We start from the raw sequence: 15870 nt of genomic DNA, 5'->3' as shown, positions 1-15870 counted from the left end.
TTGTCATCCCCGGTGTATCACGAATGCCCGACACCCGAGGCGACCACGAGACCGTGATCAGGACCGACGGCGCAGTGGAACGGGATCAGCGGACTTCGATTTCAGAAAGACCCGCATCTCGTCCGAGATCTGCAGAACCTTGCCGGTTTCGGAATGCACTGCCACGACGGTCGTCTCACAGAGGGCGACAACGTTTCCCGATGCGTCGGTCAGTGAACTGCCGAAGTCGAAAGACGAGCCTCCGAGCCGACTCACCCAGACCTGCGCGGTGACGGGCTCAGGGGTGTAGAGCAAAGGCCTGACGAATTCGATTTCCTGCCGGGCGACGTGGATCGCGACCGCACCGTAGCCGTCGCGGATCCAGCCCGACACCGCGCGCACGCGGGCTTCCTCGAAGAGCCGGGCGAACTGCACGTTGTTCACATGGTTGTTGACGTCCATATCGCCCCACCGCAGCTGCAGCGAGACCTCGGTGGCGCCTGTCGTGTCACTCACCGATGTCACAGTAGTGGTGACGATCCTCAGAAGTCGAAGCGGGTCTGCCCGTGTGGATCCTTCTCGAACGCGAACACTTTCTGCGGTGTGACGCGGTACACCAGGGCAAAATCGTCGCCGGTTCCGAAACCACCCTCCGCGGGTTCAAAGGCCCACGCGTCCCCGTATTTGCCGAAGTAGGCCTTGGCAATCGAGGCCAGCTCCGCCTGACCGGTGACCCGCTGCGAGGTGCCCTCGATCACCACGTCGCAGCCGCACTGCCAGGTGTTCACCCCGGTCGTGACACTGACCTGATCGTTGACCGCGAGGTTGTGGACCTTCTGCTCATCGGGTCCGCTACAGAAGTAAAAACGGTCGTCGGACCACACCCCGACCAGCGGCGTGCCATGCGGCCGTCCGTCGCGGCGCACCGTTGTCACCCAATACAACTCGGCCCGTGCCAGGATCCCCGATATCTGTTCCCAGTCGGCGGCCACCGCCCCCGGACGACTGAAACGATCGTCGAATCGTGCGGTCGGGTGAACTCCCATGGTGTCTCCTCAGGTCGGGCGTCCCTCTGCCATACCGACCACGGCCACACCGAAAAATAATCGTTGATCGAATCCGCTCGCCCTACATCGCGCCGCGCGCCGAGAAGACCCGTGCCCACAACCGGACCGGCAGCAGACGCGCCACCTTCATCAACGCGGCCATCGGAACCGGGAAGACGATCTCCATCTGAGCACGCTCGAGACCCCGGCAGATCGATTCGGCGGCTTCGTCCGCCTCGATGAGAAACGGCATGGGAAACGTGTTCGACTCCGTCAGACCCGTCTTCACGAAACCCGGGCAGACCGTCACGACACGGACGCCCTTCCGGCGCAGCGCAACACGCAACCCTTCGAGCATGTTGATCTGCGCGGCCTTGGTGGCGCCGTAGGCCTCGGCGCCGCCAAGGCCGCGATAGCCGGCCACCGATGCGACACCGACGATCGTGCCTGCGCCCTTCTCCACCATCTGTGGAAGTACGGCCCCGATGCAGTTGTTCATGCCGAGCAGATTCACCTGCACATGGCGCTCGAACAGGTCACGGTCCCACTCGGCGGCGTCCATCTGTTCCCAGAACCCGGCGTTGATGATCACCACGTCGATATCGCCCAGGGCCTCGCGCACGTGCGCGGCCGCCGAATCGACCGAGTCACGGTTGGTGACGTCGGCAACCGCGACGGTCATCGCCGATCCGGCCACCTCACGCAGTTCGGTGTCACGGCGGGCCGAGATGGCAACGTGGGCACCTCGTTTGACCAGCGCCAGGGCGGTTGCCGCGCCGATACCGCTCGACGCACCGATCACCCAGACCCTCTTCCCGGCCAGGTCCACTGTCATATCAGGTCACCTCCGTATCTGTATCTGGCTGACCTGGAGATAGCCCGAGGCAAATCCGGCCTCGCAGTACGCCAGGTAGTACTCCCACATCCGCATGAAGGTCTCGTCGAAACCCAACTGCGTCACGGTCTGCCGGTGCCGTGTGAACGACGCCCGCCACCGGCGCAGTGTCTCGGCGTAGTCCTGACCGAAGTCGTGACGCTCCGTGACCCGCAACGTCGTGTGCTGCGCGAGCGTCTTCTCGATCGCCTCGAACGACGGGATCAGCCCGCCTGGGAAGATGTACTTCTGAATCCATCCAAACGATCTGCGGGTGGCCAACATTCGTTGATGAGGCATCAGAATCGCCTGGATGGCAACCGTGCCGCCGGGCGCCAACAGCGAATCGATCTTGCCGAAGTACGTCGGCCAGAACTCCTCGCCCACCGCCTCGATCATCTCGACAGAGACGATGGCGTCGAATACGCCGGTCACCGCCCGATAGTCCTGCAGCCGAATATCGACCATGCCCATCACACCTTCGGCGCTGACCCGCTCCTTGGCCATTTCGAGCTGTTCACTCGACAACGTCACCGTGGTCACGTGAGCGCCACGTCCTGCGGCCCTGATCGCCAGCGCTCCCCACCCGGTCCCGATCTCCAGCACCCGACTACCGGCCTTCACACCGGCCTGGTCGAGGATCGCGTCGAGTTTGCGGTACTGGGCCTGCTCCAGGTCCTGTGAGGCCGGTGGACGTGCCGGGTCGAACATCGCCGAGCTGTAGGTCATGGTCGGATCGAGGAAGGTGGCAAAGAGGTCGTTGCTGAGGTCATAGTGTGCGCCGATGTTGCGGCGCGAACCCTCGGGGGTGTTCTTGTGACGGTGCGGGATCTTGGTGTCGACGAAGATCCGCAGCTTCCACCAGGGTTCCGGAACAAGCGACGTCAGCCGCGCCGCAAACGGGGTCAGCGCCTCGCCCAGATCGCTGCCGTCGGCGACCCGCCAATCGCCTGCCATGTATGCCTCGCCCAGCCCGATCTTGGGATTGTGGCCCATCCGTTCGTGCAACGACTTGGGGCGAACCACCTCCAGGCGCGGGCCGGACGCATCGCCACCGCCGCGGACCGTGCCGTCGGGATAGCTGACCTGCACCGGTGTGCGCCGGACGGCCTGGTTGACGAACAGCCGGGCAAGACTGGCCAGAAAACAGACACCACCGAGGATCGGTCGCCGCAAACAGAAAGGCTCGGCAAGCTCGGGTAGCTGCGCCGGCTGCGCCAGGTCGGACATCAAACTCCTTCGGGCGGTGTATGCGCGGGCCGGGCCGCGACCGGGAGACGGCGAAGCCACAACCACACGCCATGGATCGCGATGAGTGCGGAAACGCGTTGCGGCATGAGCGGATTGGTGATCAGGGTGCGGATCAGCAGACGTGATGTGTACGCGGCCGGGCGCCCGTCGAACCTCGCGGTGAACATCGATGTGCCTGCGCGGAGCAGACTGATCGAGACGCCGACCGACTCCGGATCGAGCCGGACATTAATGTCGTAGTCGCCGGAGACGTCGTTGAACGGTGAGACGTAGAAGTGCTTCGGCACCTGCGTCCGCAGGTTTCCGACTATCGGTTCGGGCGGGGATTCGGGCTGGGATCGAGGCTCGAGCAGGTAGGCGGTGCGCTCACCGTAGGTGTTGTGCACCTCGGCGACGACCCCTCGCAGAGTGTCTCCCGAACAGCACCAGAACACGGTCAACGGATCGAAGACGTATCCGAGCACCCGAGCGTTCGCCAGCATCAGCACCCGCCCGTCCGGGCCCAGATCGACACCGTGCACTGCCAGGTAGTTCGCCACATTGCGTTTGATTTGGAGCAGTTGGGCAGCCTGATCGGACAATTCGGCACGCGGTCCCGGATCTCCGAGGTGATCCTTGGCGTATATGCGGGCAAAAGGACGCAACGCCGCAGGAATCGGCGGTGGCTCATCGAGGTCGACCAGCCATTGGTACACACGGTGATCGAAACCGTGCCGCAGAGGTGTCCGCCGCACATGCCGCACCCGCCCCGGCACGAGCGCCGGCGTGGGTGGCAGTACCGCCTCGGCTTTCATACCCAATCGGCCCCGAAATGCGCTGCGGCCGCGACACCCGAACGAACACCGTCCTCGTGAAAGCCCCAGCCATGATAAGCACCGGCGAACGCCGTTTGCGCGGTACACACTTCCGGCAATTGCTTCTGTGCGGCAACAGCTTCCGGCGTGTATACCGGATGTGTGTATGCCATGGATGCGATGATCGAATCCGGTTTGATCCGATCCCTGCCGTTGAGTGTCACGTAGTACTGCGTTGGTCCGGGTAGGCGCTGCAGGCGGTTCATCCAGTAGGTCACCACCGGCGCGGCGTCGTCGGCACCCGCGTCCGGTGTGAGGTAGTTCCAGCTGGCACCGGCCCCGGCAACGGTCGGCATCAGTGAGGAATCGGTGTGCAGGATCGTTTCGTTTGCCGCGTAACCGAAGGCTCCGAGGACCTGCTTTTCGGCTTCTGAGGCATCTGCCAGCAGGTCGAGGGCCTGATCGGCATGGGTCGCGATGACCACTCGGTCGAAAACCCGGTCCGGGTGTCCTGGCGCACTGATTCGCACACCGTCGTCGCCTCGCTCGATACGCGTGACAGGGGCCCCGGTCGTGACGTCGTCGAGGGTCGCTGCGATGCGGTCGACATACGTGCCGGAACCGCCGTGCACGGTGTACCACTGCGGCGAACCCTTGACGGTGAGCATCCCGTGGTTGTCGAGGAAGGCAAACAAATAGCGCGCCGGGTAGTCGAGGGATCTCGCCGAACCGGTCGACCACACACACGACACGAGCGGGATCGCGAACATCCTGATGAAGTGCTCCGAGAATCCGTGCCGGGTCAGGAACTCGCCGTACGTACTGAGGTCCTCGTCATCGGCGTCGGCGAGGTGCGCGGCGGCGGCCCGATGGAAGCGCTTGATCTGCAACAACATCCACACGAACCGGGGATCGAGGATCCGGCGCCTCTGGGCAAAGATCCCCGGCAACCCGCGACCGCCTGCGTATTGGACACCCGAGGACCGGTCGTTGATGCTCATGCTCATCTCGGTCGGCGCCACATCAACCCCCAACTCCGAAAAGAGCTTTCGGAGCAACGGGTAGGTGTCGTGGTTGTGGACGATGAATCCGGAATCGACGCGAACGGCCGCGTGCCCGGAGCCCAGGGTATGGGTGTGCGCATGGCCACCGAGGCGGTCGTCGCCCTCATAGAGCGTCACCTGATGGTTCGTGCGAAGCAGATATGCGGCGGTGAGTCCGGACACACCGGACCCGACCACCGCCACCGTCGTCATACGAAAACATTTCGAACGCCGCACCACGTCAGTGTAGGTGCTCAACCCATCACACCAGCTCAGCTTCAATCGGTCACCGGTACACCGCCCTGACCCAATGCCTCCCACCAAGCGCCTCGGAGAATGTATGGTGCCACGCAAGCGCGCTTTCGAAACGGGGAAATTGTTGATCATCGAGACCGACCGCCTGGTGTTGCGGCCGGTGTCGCACCGCGACACCGACCACCTTGTGGAACTCGACCGCGATCCAGCGGTGATGCGATATGTGACCGGTGGTACGCCGACACCACGCGAGGTGATCGAAGAATGGACGATCCCCCGAGCTGTGGCCGAGGCGACACATCGCAGCGGTGCGGGACTGTGGGTCGCCCTCGACCGGCTCGACCTGGTGGCTGCGCGTTCGGTGGGCCACCCCGAGCCCGCGAGCAGCTTCATCGGCTGGTTCGCCGTCCGCGCACCTCGTCATTCACCCGAATCAGAGTTCGAGCTCAGCTACCGGCTGCGCCGGAGCATGTGGGGTAAGGGGTTGGCAACCGAAGGTGCCCGCGCTCTCGTCCGGCTGGCATTCGACGACTTGAAGGTCAGCAGGCTCTTCGCAGGCACGATGGCGGTCAACACCGCGTCCAGGCGGGTGATGGAGCACTGCGGCCTGCGTCTGGTCCGTCTGCACGACTGCGCCGACACCACGATCGCCGGGTCCGAGCGCGGCGAGGTCGAGTACGAGATTCTCCGCACCGATTGGGAAGCAAACAACTTCGCGTGGGCGCAGGCTGCGCGCACCAGCACACATCTGATCGCCTGACCCGGCGGTCTTTACCCGACGATGCGGTCGGGTTGCACCTTGGCGCGACCAAACCCCGGCCACCAACTACCGTAGGCATGGTGCGGATCCCACCACTCCCCAGAGATCCCGGCCGCAATTCGCCAATTGACAGGAGATGGTCATGAGCAAGGAGACTGCAGTTTCGACCCGGCACAAGGTGGTGGTCATCGGCTCCGGCTTCGGCGGATTGTTCTCGACTCAGCACCTGAAGAAGGCCGATGTCGACGTCACCTTGATCGCGCGCACCACCCACCATCTCTTCCAGCCGATGCTCTATCAGGTCGCGACCGGCATCATCTCCGAAGGTGAGATCGCTCCCGCCACCCGCGTCATCCTGCGCAAACAGGCGAACGCCAAGGTTCTGATGGGCAACGTCGAGAAGATCGACCTCGAGAACAAGGTGGTGACCTCACGCCTCCTCGAACGCATCACCGAAACCCCGTTCGACAGTCTGATCATCGCGGCCGGTGCTGATCAGTCGTACTTCGGCAACGATCACTTCTCGCAGTTCGCACCGGGTATGAAGACCATCGACGACGCCCTCGAACTGCGCGGTCGCATCCTGGGCGCCTTTGAACAGGCCGAACTGTCCGACGACCATGAGGAACGGGCCCGGCTGCTGACGTTTGTCGTCATCGGAGCGGGGCCGACCGGTGTCGAATTGGCCGGGCAGATCTCCGAGATGAGCAACAAGACACTCAAGGGCGCCTTCCGGAACATCGACCCCACCGAATCCCGGGTGATCCTGCTCGACGCGGCTCCGGCCGTCCTCCCGCCGATGGGCGCCAATCTGGGCACCAAGGCCGCCAAACGCCTGGAAAGCATGGGTGTTGAGATCCAGCTCAACGCGATGGTCGTCGACCTCGACTACGACGGTTTGCTGGTCAAGGAGAAAGACGGCACCACCCGACGCATCGAATCGCAGTGCAAGGTGTGGTCGGCCGGTGTCGCGGCCAGCCCGCTCGGCAAACAGCTTTCCGAGCAGAGCGGCGTCGAACTCGACCGCGCAGGCCGCGTCAAGGTGCTGCCCGACCTCTCGATTCCGGGCAACCCGAACGTCTTCGTCGTCGGCGACATGATGTCGGTCGAGGACGTTCCGGGCATGGCGCAGGGCGCGATCCAGGGCGGCAAGTACGCCGCCGACGCCATCAAGGCCGGGCTCGCAGGCAAGACGCCCGAAGAACGCGAACCGTTCAAGTACTGGGACAAGGGATCGATGGCCACGATCTCGAAGTTCAGCGCAGTCGCGTCCGTCCCGGTACCAGGGTTCAAGAAGAACATCGAGACCGAGGGCTTCTTCGCCTGGCTCGGCTGGTTGCTGCTGCACCTGGTGTACATCGTCGGATTCCGGAGTCGCCTGAACACGATTGTCGACTGGTCGTTCGCCTTCATGACCAGGGGCCGGTCGCAGCTCACGATCACCGAGCAGCAGACGCTTGCCCGCAACGCGCTCGACCGCCTGGCCCAGCTGGAAAAGGCTCAGAACAAGAGCGACGATGTCGCCGGACCGCCCAACAGCAAGCCGGTTCTGTCCGATCCGGTGCCCGCCACAGACAGCAAGGTGACAGATACAAAAACATCGGGCACGCCCGAAGGCACGAAAGCTTCGGGCCCGTCCGAAGGCGACGCCAAACCGGCCGCCAGCTAGTTCAGCAGGCCGCCAGCTCGCCGGCAAGACGCTCCGCGGAGGGCATCGTGTCGGCGAGCACCGTGGTCAGACTCCCCCCGGCAGCCGGCCGCAATCGGGTGGCCGCCGCGGTGGGATGGACCACATCTGCGCGATCATCGGGATAGCAGAATTCATTGATCAGCACGGCCGGTGCTCCCAGTCGGTCGTGGGTGGTCTTGCCGAGTCGCAGTTGGTGCCGAACTGCCGCGGTGCCGTCGACATCAGCGCTCAATCGCCCGGACCAGGCACCGTCGTCCTCACCGAACCGGCCGATCTGCACACGTTCACAGATCCGGACCGTCCCCGATCCGGCGATCGACACCGTCGTATTGCTTTGATGGACGGCATGCGCCGCGACGATCGTCGGTAGCGGATCGATCACCAACTCGGCGCCATCGGCCACGCTGATGTGCCAGTTCAGCTGCGACCGCGGCTCGCCGCGACTCGGTAGTGCCAACGTGGCAGCCACGCTGAACAACGTCAGCCGCGACCCGCACGCGACGTCCACATGGATGTCGATGGTGTCCCCGCCGAGCGGCGTCGCAGCCGTCGAGATCAGGTGCAACACGTCGACGCCGGTCTGACGTGCAGCCAGACCGCCGTTGGCCCGGATGCGCGGAGATCGCCCTTTCGCGGTCTCGAGATATACCTCGGTATGCATCGAAGACAGGTCAGAGCGCCGCGGCCAACTGCTCCCGGACCCAGCGCAGTACATCGGTCGCGGCCGGATCGTCGGTCAGCGAGATCAGAACCGTCGGGCGACCTTCCCGCACCCGCTCGGCGTCGTCGCGCATCACCTGGAGGTTTGCGCCGACCATCGGCGCGAGATCGGTCTTGTTGACGACCAACAGATCCGAGAACGTCACGCCGGGACCACCTTTGCGCGGCACCTTGTCGCCGCCTGCCACGTCCACCACAAAGATCTGGGCGTCGATCAGACCGGTCGAGAATGTCGCGGTGAGGTTGTCGCCGCCGGATTCGACGAGGATGAGATCGAGCGGTGGGTTGGCCTCGACCAGGTCGTCGATGGCGTCGAGGTTCGCGGTGATGTCGTCGCGGATGGCGGTGTGCGGGCACCCGCCGGTCTGGACCGCGGTGATCCGCTCGTCCGGCAGTACGGCGTTGCGACGCAAGAAATCGGCGTCCTCGGTGGTGTAGATGTCGTTGGTCAACACCGCCAGAGACAACTCGTCTCGCAACTGCCTGCACAGTGCGGCAACCAGTGCGGTCTTACCGGAGCCGACGGGGCCGCCGATGCCGATGCGCAGTGCCTCGCCCGGCACCCGATTCCGTTTCGGCCGGGCATGGTCGTGCGTATGCGGCGCTCCGTCGATCAGATGCGGTGGCAAGAGCTGTCTCCCTTTTTGTCTGCTGCGTGGTGGTTGTCTGCTGCGTCGTGGTTGTCTGCTGCGTCGTGGTTGTCTGCTGCGTGATGGGGCGGTCTATCGGGTGCCGGTCATGACGCGAAGAGCGGCATCGGCCGGAGTTCGTGCCGCTGAGCGAGTACATCAAGAAATGGATCGGATAGGTCGGCGAGCCCTTGCGCAGCCTGCGCCGCCGTCTGCTCACACAGCTCCGTCAGCTGCACACCCAACAGGGCGACGTCGCCGGGATCGAGCGCCAGCAACCGCTGACCAGCTGTCGCAGATCCCGTCATGGTTGTGTAGATGAGCACCATCGCACTCTCATGCGGGTTCAATCCGGCCGCCCGCGCGACCTGACCGCTCACCACCGGGAGATGCGGACGTGCCGGGAGCAGACTCCAATCCTGCTGGGGCCATACCTTTTTGCCCAGACGCAGCATGCCACGCCCCTGTGCGCGCGAGGCCCGTCTGGCCGCAGCGGACGGCGTGCGTGCATCAGCCTCCACCTCGGCCTGCGCAACGTCGATGGTGCCGGCGACCACGGCAGCGGTGATCGATGCCGCGACAAGACCGGCGGTACTGACCCGGCGCACCAGGAAGTCGCGGAGGCTGTCGAGGTCGCGAACCGATCCGGAACTGATCGCCTCCTCGAGTCCGCCGGAGTGGACGTGACCACCCACCGGCAGTCGTGAGTCGGCCAGGGTCAACAGCATTCCCAGATGCCTGGTGGCTGAAAGACTCTCGGGTGAGGTCATCAGAACATGAAGTATCGCTGAGCCATCGGCAGGGCGCTCGCGGGCTGCTGATCCCAGACCTCGCCGTCGATGGTGACGGTGAACGTGTCCGGGTCGACGCGGATCTCTGGTTGCGCACTGTTGCCGGGCATATCGGCCTTACCGATATGACGCACATTCTTCACCGGCACCAGTCGGCGGTCGAGGCCCAGTCGATCCGGGAGCCCGTCCTCGATCGCCTGTGGCGCAACAAAACTCAACGACGTCGCAGCCGCGACACGCGCGGACGCACCGAACATGGCCCTTGGCAACACCGGTTGCGGCGTCGGGATCGACGCGTTGGCATCACCCATGGCGGCCCACGCGATCGCGCCACCCTTGATCACCGCATGCGGCCGGACACCGAAGAACGCAGGCTCCCACAGGACCAGATCGGCGAGCTTCCCTACCTCGATCGAACCGATTTCGTCGTCCAGACCATGGGCCACGGCAGGGCAGATCGTGTACTTGGCCACGTACCGCCGGGCTCGGTGATTGTCCGCGGCCCCATCCCCCGCCAACGAACCGCGCCGCGCCTTCATGACGTGCGCGCTCTGCCAGGTTCTCAGGACCACCTCACCGATCCGGCCCATCGCCTGCGCATCGGAACCGATCATCGAGATCGCCCCCATGTCGTGCAGCAGATCCTCGGCGGCAATGGTCGATGGCCGGATCCGGCTCTCTGCGAACGCAAGATCCTCGGGGACACTGGGATTGAGATGGTGACAGACCATCAGCATGTCGAGGTGTTCGTCGAGGGTGTTGACCGTGTGCGGCCGCGTCGGATTCGTGGAACTGGGCAGGACGTTCGCGTAGGACGCCACCGTGATGATGTCCGGCGCATGCCCGCCACCGGCGCCTTCGGTGTGATACGCGTGGATTCCGCGTCCGGCGATCGCCGCGACGGTCTCCTCGACGAACCCGGCCTCGTTGAGGGTGTCGGAGTGCAGTGCCACCTGGACACCGGATTCATCGGCGATGCGAAGACAGGCGTCGATGGCCGCCGGGGTGCTGCCCCAGTCTTCGTGGAGTTTGAAACCCGAAGCACCGGCGCGCAATTGCTCGCGCATCGACTCCAGGCTGACCGTATTGCCCTTGCCGAGCAGCACGATGTTCAGCGGCCAGTGATCGGTGGCCGACAACATCGAGGCCAGGTGCCAGGCACCTGGCGTGACGGTTGTCGCCTTGCTGCCTTCCGCCGGTCCGGTGCCACCACCGATCAAGGTGGTGATGCCGTTGCCGAGTGCCTCGTCCATGATCTGCGGGCAGATGAAGTGCACGTGGCAGTCGATACCGCCGGCTGTGATGATCTTGCCGTTGCCTGCGATGATCTCGGTCGACGGGCCGATCACGAGGTCGGGGTGTACGCCGTCCATCGTGTCAGGGTTGCCCGCTTTGCCGAGTGCGACGATACGTCCGTCACGAATTCCCAGGTCCGCCTTGATGATTCCCCAGTGGTCGAGGATGACGACGCCGGTGATCACCGTATCGGGGGCACCTTCGGCACGTGTCGCACGTCCTTGCCCCATCGACTCGCGGATGACCTTTCCACCACCGAAGACCGCTTCTTCGCCCGCGCGCCCTGGACCACCGCAGCGATCCTCGGTGACCTCGATCAGCAGGTTGGTGTCGGCCAGCCGGATCCGGTCGCCGACCGTGGGGCCGTACAGCTCGGCGTAGCGCTCACGACTCAACGATGCCATCAGGCGTCCAGCCTTCCTGGCGGGTTCGACGAGATTCCATGGACTTCCCGCGTTCCGGCGATCGGGACCAGCTCGACAGTTGCCGAAAGTCCCGGCTCGAACCGAACGGCGGTGCCTGCGGGAATGTTCAGCCGACGGCCGAACGCGATGTCGCGATCGAAATCGAGGGCGGCATTGGACTGCACAAAATGCACGTGACTACCGACCTGCACCGGACGGTCGCCGCTGTTGACCACCACGACCTCGAGCACGTCAGCACCCTCGTTGAGGATGATCTCGCCTGGGGCACAGAGTATTTCACCTGGTATCAGGTTTTGCTCAGCCATCATCGATCCTGTCACGAAATCGGATTGTGGACGGTGACGAGTTTGGTACCGTCCGGGAATGTGGCCTCGACCTGGACGTCGTGCAGCATCTCGGGGATGCCGTCCATGACCTGTGCGCGCGTCAGCACCTCGCGACCCGAGGACATCAACTCGGCAACCGACCGACCGTCGCGAGCGCCTTCGAGAATGTGATCGGTGATGACCGCAACCGACTCGGGGTGATTGAGGAGCAGGCCGCGTCCCTGTCGCCTGCGGGCAAGATCGGCCGCGTACGAGATCATCAGTCGCTCTTGTTCATGCGGCGACAGACGCACGGTTTCCTCCTCGATGACACAGCCGACGGACAAGTATGTCCGACACATACTGCCACGCAGACCTTTGGGCGGCGCGTCGAGCATTTCATCCACGCACTTTCAAGGCCGGTCACGCGCAGGCCCGGAAGGTTGTCGACGCCTCGGATCAGGGCGTTCGGGCCTCCAGGCCGCAACGTCCGACTCCGCACGCGACGCCCCACGAAATCGACGGCGGTGCAAGGGGTTCGGTGCCGTGACACCCACCGGCGAGGATCTCGACCGTGGCCTTGCCGGTCAGCGCAGCACGCCACCACTTTGGCGTAGTGCCGCCAGCGCATCGGCCGAACATCGCGAACCGACGGCGAGAACGTCGGCTTCGGTGAAGGCACCGGCTGCGAGTCCGCGCAGGATCACAAGGGCCAGCGACTGCGCTGTGGCCGGCTCGTCGATGAACTCCGAACTCTGCCGGTCGAAATACGCCTGCAATCGCGTCGCCGCGGGCGGCATCGCCTGGCGGAAGAACGCAAACACCGCGAGCCAACGCGTCACCAGGTGACCGGGGTGCATATCCCAGCCCTGATAGATGCCGTGTTCCAGCCCGCGGGTCACGAGCCGGTGATGCCTACGCAGCGCCGCCTCGACCACCTCGGGTGCGCCCACCGGCGCGATCTGGGTGGAGCCATCGGACACCCACACGCCCGTCTGTGCCGCCGCCACCAGCATGACCGCCTTGGCATGGTCAGCAACCGGATGCTCGAGCGACTGCTGCGCCGAGACGATGCCGCACGCTGCGCTGTAGTCGTAGGTGCCATAGTGCAATCCGGTCAACCGCTCACCACCACGATGGAGCGCGTCCGCAACGGTCGCCCGCCCATCGGCACCCAGGACCGCCTGCGGGCTCTCGATCTGCAATTCGAACCGGAGCACCCCCGTCGGCAACCCGTGCGCCCGTTCGAGTTCCTCGCAGATCATGAGCACCGCATCGACCTGCGCCGCGTGCCGCAACTTCGGCACGGTGAACACGAAACCAGCCGGAACGCCCCCGGCACTGTCCAGCACCATCTCCAGCGACCGCAGCCCGCGAGGCCGTTCGGCGACACCCAGGCCCTTGCATCGAACGCCGAAGACGCGAGGTGCGGCGTCTCCCGCAGCCGCCCAGCGGGCGAGGGTTTGTCCTGCAGCGCGGGCATGTTGGTCCTCGACGTCATCGGGACGCCATCCGTAGCCGTCCTCGAGGTCGATCCGCAAATCCTCGATCGGCCGGATTGCCAGGCGATCACGGACGAGGGGCATCACGCCGTGTTCATCCAGATCTGCCAGGATCGCCTGCGCACCATCGGCAATTCGAAGCGCTTCGGCACCCCAGGCCGCCGGCGTGTCGATCTCCACGTCGGCCGCGCCGATGTAGACGGTATGGGCCGGCTGCTGCTGCAGTAGGCGGTCGCCCGCGAAATCCCGATCCAGTTCGGCATCGACGGCGCCGAGCACCGCATCGATACGCTCCCGCGCCGGTTGCGACATCCCGATGTGGGTCGGTCGACTCGCCTCGGTCATGGGTTGCCTCAGCCTTCAGTGATGTTCTGGAGCCGGACGCGTCCCTGCGCGATCAGCTTTCCGTTCTCGTCGGAGATGTCGACCTCCCACAACTGCTGGCGCCGACCCCGGTGGATGGGCTTCGACTTCGCGGTCATCGCCCCGGTTGTCACCGCACGCAAGAAGTCCGTGCTGTTGTTGACACCAACCACGTGCCCCTGAGCGGAGACGTTGGCGTTCAACCACACCTGGCCCGACATGCTCGCCACCGATTCGATCACCGAGCAGTAGACGCCGCCGTGGACGATCCCGAACGGCTGCAGGAGCTTGTCGGTGATCGTGAACTGCGCCGAAACGCCGTCGGCGTTCGCCTCGACGTAGTGAAGTCCCAGTTCGGCGTCGAACCCTCGGGCCGTCCAGCTGGTCGGATCGAACGAGCTGGGATCGGTGGTCTCTGTCACGGAACAGATCTCCTCTACGACGGGCCGCGCTTCGAGGACGCAGCGATGCGCCCTCAAGTTTGTCAAAGTTCGGCCGCGGCTGCCCCGGAGGGTTCGCCGCCCCACTTTCGGTGCTCGCCATCATGTCCCGAAAACACAGCAGGCCCCACCTTGTCGGTGGGGCCTGCTGTGGCGTGGACCGGGGGTCTCTGCAGCCCTCAGGACGCTCGCGCGGTCCTCGTAAATAAGAATGTAGGCTAGCCTTACCAATGTGTCAAGCGTCTCGGGAGAAAAATTATGGAGATGGGCGTTGAGCTGATTGATGAGAAGAAAAGTAAAGTGAGAAGAATGAACGGGTTGGGTGAACTCGAGCGAGTCATCATGGACAATTTGTGGTCGTCGGACGAGCCACAAACGGTGCGTCAGGTACACGCGGCGCTCTCTGCCGACCGCGAACTGGCCTACACGACGGTGATGACCGTGCTGCAACGATTGGCCAAGAAGCATCTGGTCACACAACTCCGCGACGACCGCGCGCACCGCTACTCCGCAACGCATCCACGGGAGCACCTCGTGGCCAGTCTGATGGTCGACGCGCTCAGCGAGGCCGACGAAGCAGGTTCACGTCAGGCCGCCCTTGTATCGTTTGTGGGACGAGTCGGCGCAGACGAGGCAGATGCATTGCGACGCGCCCTCGACGAATTGGAATCGGCACGTGGAACAGACCGCGAGCCTCACCGCCTCACTGACCAGTAGGAACACCTTGTTGTGAACGCGTTAGTGTTCGGGATCGTCGCTGTGATCCTGGTGTGGCCGGCTCCGAGCTGGCTCGCCGCTGCCCAGTGGCCTCTTCGTGCACCGCGCGCTGCCATGGCTTTATGGCAATCGATCGCGCTCGCGGCCGTGCTGTCCGCGTTCAGTTGCGGTCTGGCCATCGCCTCCAACATGCTGACCCTCGATGAGCAGGGTCGACCCATCGCCAACCCGATCGAGGAAGTGGCGAGTCTGGGCATTGTTCTCTGGACCATCTATGTCACGGTTTTCCTGCTCACCCTCTTCGTCGGCGCGCGCCTGATCTACAGCGTCATTCGCGTTTCCATGCGCACCCGCGCCCGCCGGTCTGCCCACCGCCAGCTGATCGACCTGCTCGACCGGATGGATCGGTCCGCACCCGACAGCCCACTGAGCGCTCGCGACGTCCGGATGCTCGAGGTCGATCAACCGATGGCCTACTGCCTGCCCGGCCTCCGACAGCGTGTTGTCCTCAGCGAGGGCACGGTCGCACGTCTGACCCGCGACGAACTCGAAGCCGTCATCAGTCACGAACGCGCACATCTGCGCGCTCGCCACGACCTGATCCTCGAAGCGTTCATCGCCGTCCACGACGCCTTCCCGCGCTTTGTCCGCAGTCGGTCGGCCCTGGGTGCGGTGCAACTTCTGGTCGAACTCCTCGCTGACGACTCCGCCATCCGAACCACCGGTCGCAAACAGCTCGGCCGGGCCCTGGTGGCCTGCGCAGATTCGGTCGCGCCGAGCGGCGCCATGGCGATCGGCGGTCCGACCACGCTCGCACGGGTCAAACGCCTCTCCGACACCCGCCCGACGATATTGATCTCAGCCGTTGCGTACGTCGTGGCGGCTGCGATTCTGGTCCTGCCCACCCTCGCCGTCGCGATTCCCTGGCTCAACGAACTGCGCCGCCTCATCGAGAGCTGACACACCGCAAACGACCGAAGCCGGCGAAAA

At 64.6% G+C, this 15870-nt stretch carries 18 protein-coding genes; 4 read left to right on the top strand and 14 right to left on the bottom strand.

Annotation, left to right across the window (positions count from 1 at the left end):
* Window positions 1-57: 57 nt before the first annotated feature.
* From AC1D75_RS15585 to AC1D75_RS15560, 6 genes are all read right to left on the bottom strand, one after another.
* Window positions 58-495: an acyl-CoA thioesterase gene (locus AC1D75_RS15585; protein ID WP_495516237.1), complete on the bottom strand. Its 438-nt coding sequence runs from the start codon at window positions 493-495 to the stop codon at window positions 58-60.
* A 26-nt stretch (window positions 496-521) separates the two neighbouring features.
* The gene (locus tag AC1D75_RS15580; protein ID WP_495516236.1) at window positions 522-1025 is read right to left on the bottom strand and encodes a pyridoxamine 5'-phosphate oxidase family protein; all 504 of its coding nucleotides are present in this window, start codon (window positions 1023-1025) and stop codon (window positions 522-524) included.
* Between the two features lie 82 nt (window positions 1026-1107).
* Complete coding sequence (locus tag AC1D75_RS15575; protein WP_495516235.1) at window positions 1108-1860, bottom strand: SDR family NAD(P)-dependent oxidoreductase; 753 nt, start codon at window positions 1858-1860, stop codon at window positions 1108-1110.
* 6 nt (window positions 1861-1866) lie between these two features.
* On the bottom strand, window positions 1867-3129 hold the full coding sequence (locus tag AC1D75_RS15570; protein ID WP_495516234.1) for a class I SAM-dependent methyltransferase: 1263 nt from the start codon (window positions 3127-3129) through the stop codon (window positions 1867-1869).
* The gene (locus AC1D75_RS15565) at window positions 3129-3944 is read right to left on the bottom strand and encodes a DUF1365 domain-containing protein (protein WP_495516233.1); all 816 of its coding nucleotides are present in this window, start codon (window positions 3942-3944) and stop codon (window positions 3129-3131) included. The genes AC1D75_RS15570 and AC1D75_RS15565 overlap by 1 nt, the downstream gene beginning before the upstream one ends.
* Window positions 3941-5200, bottom strand: coding sequence for an NAD(P)/FAD-dependent oxidoreductase (locus AC1D75_RS15560; protein WP_495516232.1), 1260 nt, complete (start codon window positions 5198-5200; stop codon window positions 3941-3943). Before AC1D75_RS15560 ends, AC1D75_RS15565 begins: the two co-directional genes overlap by 4 nt.
* A 127-nt stretch (window positions 5201-5327) precedes the next feature.
* On the opposite strand from AC1D75_RS15560, the gene AC1D75_RS15555 reads away from it, so the two are divergent.
* Complete coding sequence (locus tag AC1D75_RS15555) at window positions 5328-6002, top strand: GNAT family N-acetyltransferase (RefSeq protein WP_495516231.1); 675 nt, start codon at window positions 5328-5330, stop codon at window positions 6000-6002.
* Window positions 6003-6144: 142 nt separating this feature from the next.
* The gene (locus AC1D75_RS15550) at window positions 6145-7671 is read left to right on the top strand and encodes an NAD(P)/FAD-dependent oxidoreductase (protein ID WP_495516230.1); all 1527 of its coding nucleotides are present in this window, start codon (window positions 6145-6147) and stop codon (window positions 7669-7671) included.
* Between the two features lies 1 nt (window position 7672).
* Here AC1D75_RS15550 and AC1D75_RS15545 read toward each other — a convergent pair whose 3' ends face one another.
* The 8 genes from AC1D75_RS15545 to AC1D75_RS15510 form a co-directional block, all read right to left on the bottom strand.
* Window positions 7673-8353, bottom strand: a complete 681-nt coding sequence (locus tag AC1D75_RS15545; RefSeq protein WP_495516229.1) for an urease accessory protein UreD — start codon at window positions 8351-8353, stop codon at window positions 7673-7675.
* Window positions 8354-8363: 10 nt separating this feature from the next.
* Window positions 8364-9041: an urease accessory protein UreG gene (ureG, locus tag AC1D75_RS15540; protein WP_495516228.1), complete on the bottom strand. Its 678-nt coding sequence runs from the start codon at window positions 9039-9041 to the stop codon at window positions 8364-8366.
* Between the two features lie 107 nt (window positions 9042-9148).
* Window positions 9149-9811, bottom strand: a complete 663-nt coding sequence (locus AC1D75_RS15535) for an urease accessory protein UreF (RefSeq protein ID WP_495516227.1) — start codon at window positions 9809-9811, stop codon at window positions 9149-9151.
* Window positions 9811-11532: an urease subunit alpha gene (locus AC1D75_RS15530; RefSeq protein ID WP_495516226.1), complete on the bottom strand. Its 1722-nt coding sequence runs from the start codon at window positions 11530-11532 to the stop codon at window positions 9811-9813. Before AC1D75_RS15530 ends, AC1D75_RS15535 begins: the two co-directional genes overlap by 1 nt.
* Window positions 11532-11861, bottom strand: a complete 330-nt coding sequence (locus AC1D75_RS15525) for an urease subunit beta (protein WP_495516894.1) — start codon at window positions 11859-11861, stop codon at window positions 11532-11534. Before AC1D75_RS15525 ends, AC1D75_RS15530 begins: the two co-directional genes overlap by 1 nt.
* Window positions 11862-11869: 8 nt before the next feature.
* Window positions 11870-12172 carry an urease subunit gamma gene (locus AC1D75_RS15520; protein WP_495516225.1) on the bottom strand — a complete coding sequence of 101 codons (303 nt, stop codon included), beginning with the start codon at window positions 12170-12172 and terminating at the stop codon, window positions 11870-11872.
* Between the two features lie 273 nt (window positions 12173-12445).
* Window positions 12446-13705, bottom strand: coding sequence for a DUF6986 family protein (locus tag AC1D75_RS15515; protein ID WP_495516224.1), 1260 nt, complete (start codon window positions 13703-13705; stop codon window positions 12446-12448).
* 8 nt (window positions 13706-13713) lie between these two features.
* Window positions 13714-14145: a PaaI family thioesterase gene (locus AC1D75_RS15510; protein ID WP_495516223.1), complete on the bottom strand. Its 432-nt coding sequence runs from the start codon at window positions 14143-14145 to the stop codon at window positions 13714-13716.
* 318 nt (window positions 14146-14463) lie between these two features.
* On the opposite strand from AC1D75_RS15510, the gene AC1D75_RS15505 reads away from it, so the two are divergent.
* A complete protein-coding gene (locus tag AC1D75_RS15505) occupies window positions 14464-14880 on the top strand; it encodes a BlaI/MecI/CopY family transcriptional regulator (RefSeq protein WP_495516893.1) in 417 nt (138 codons plus the stop codon).
* A 12-nt stretch (window positions 14881-14892) separates the two neighbouring features.
* Window positions 14893-15840, top strand: a complete 948-nt coding sequence (locus AC1D75_RS15500; protein ID WP_495516222.1) for a M56 family metallopeptidase — start codon at window positions 14893-14895, stop codon at window positions 15838-15840.
* Window positions 15841-15870: the final 30 nt, after the last annotated feature.

Source organism: Williamsia sp. Y712 (assembly GCF_059445525.1).
The sequence above is the reverse complement of the archived record's forward strand: the minus strand, read 5'-3'. Positions and strand labels throughout refer to the sequence as shown.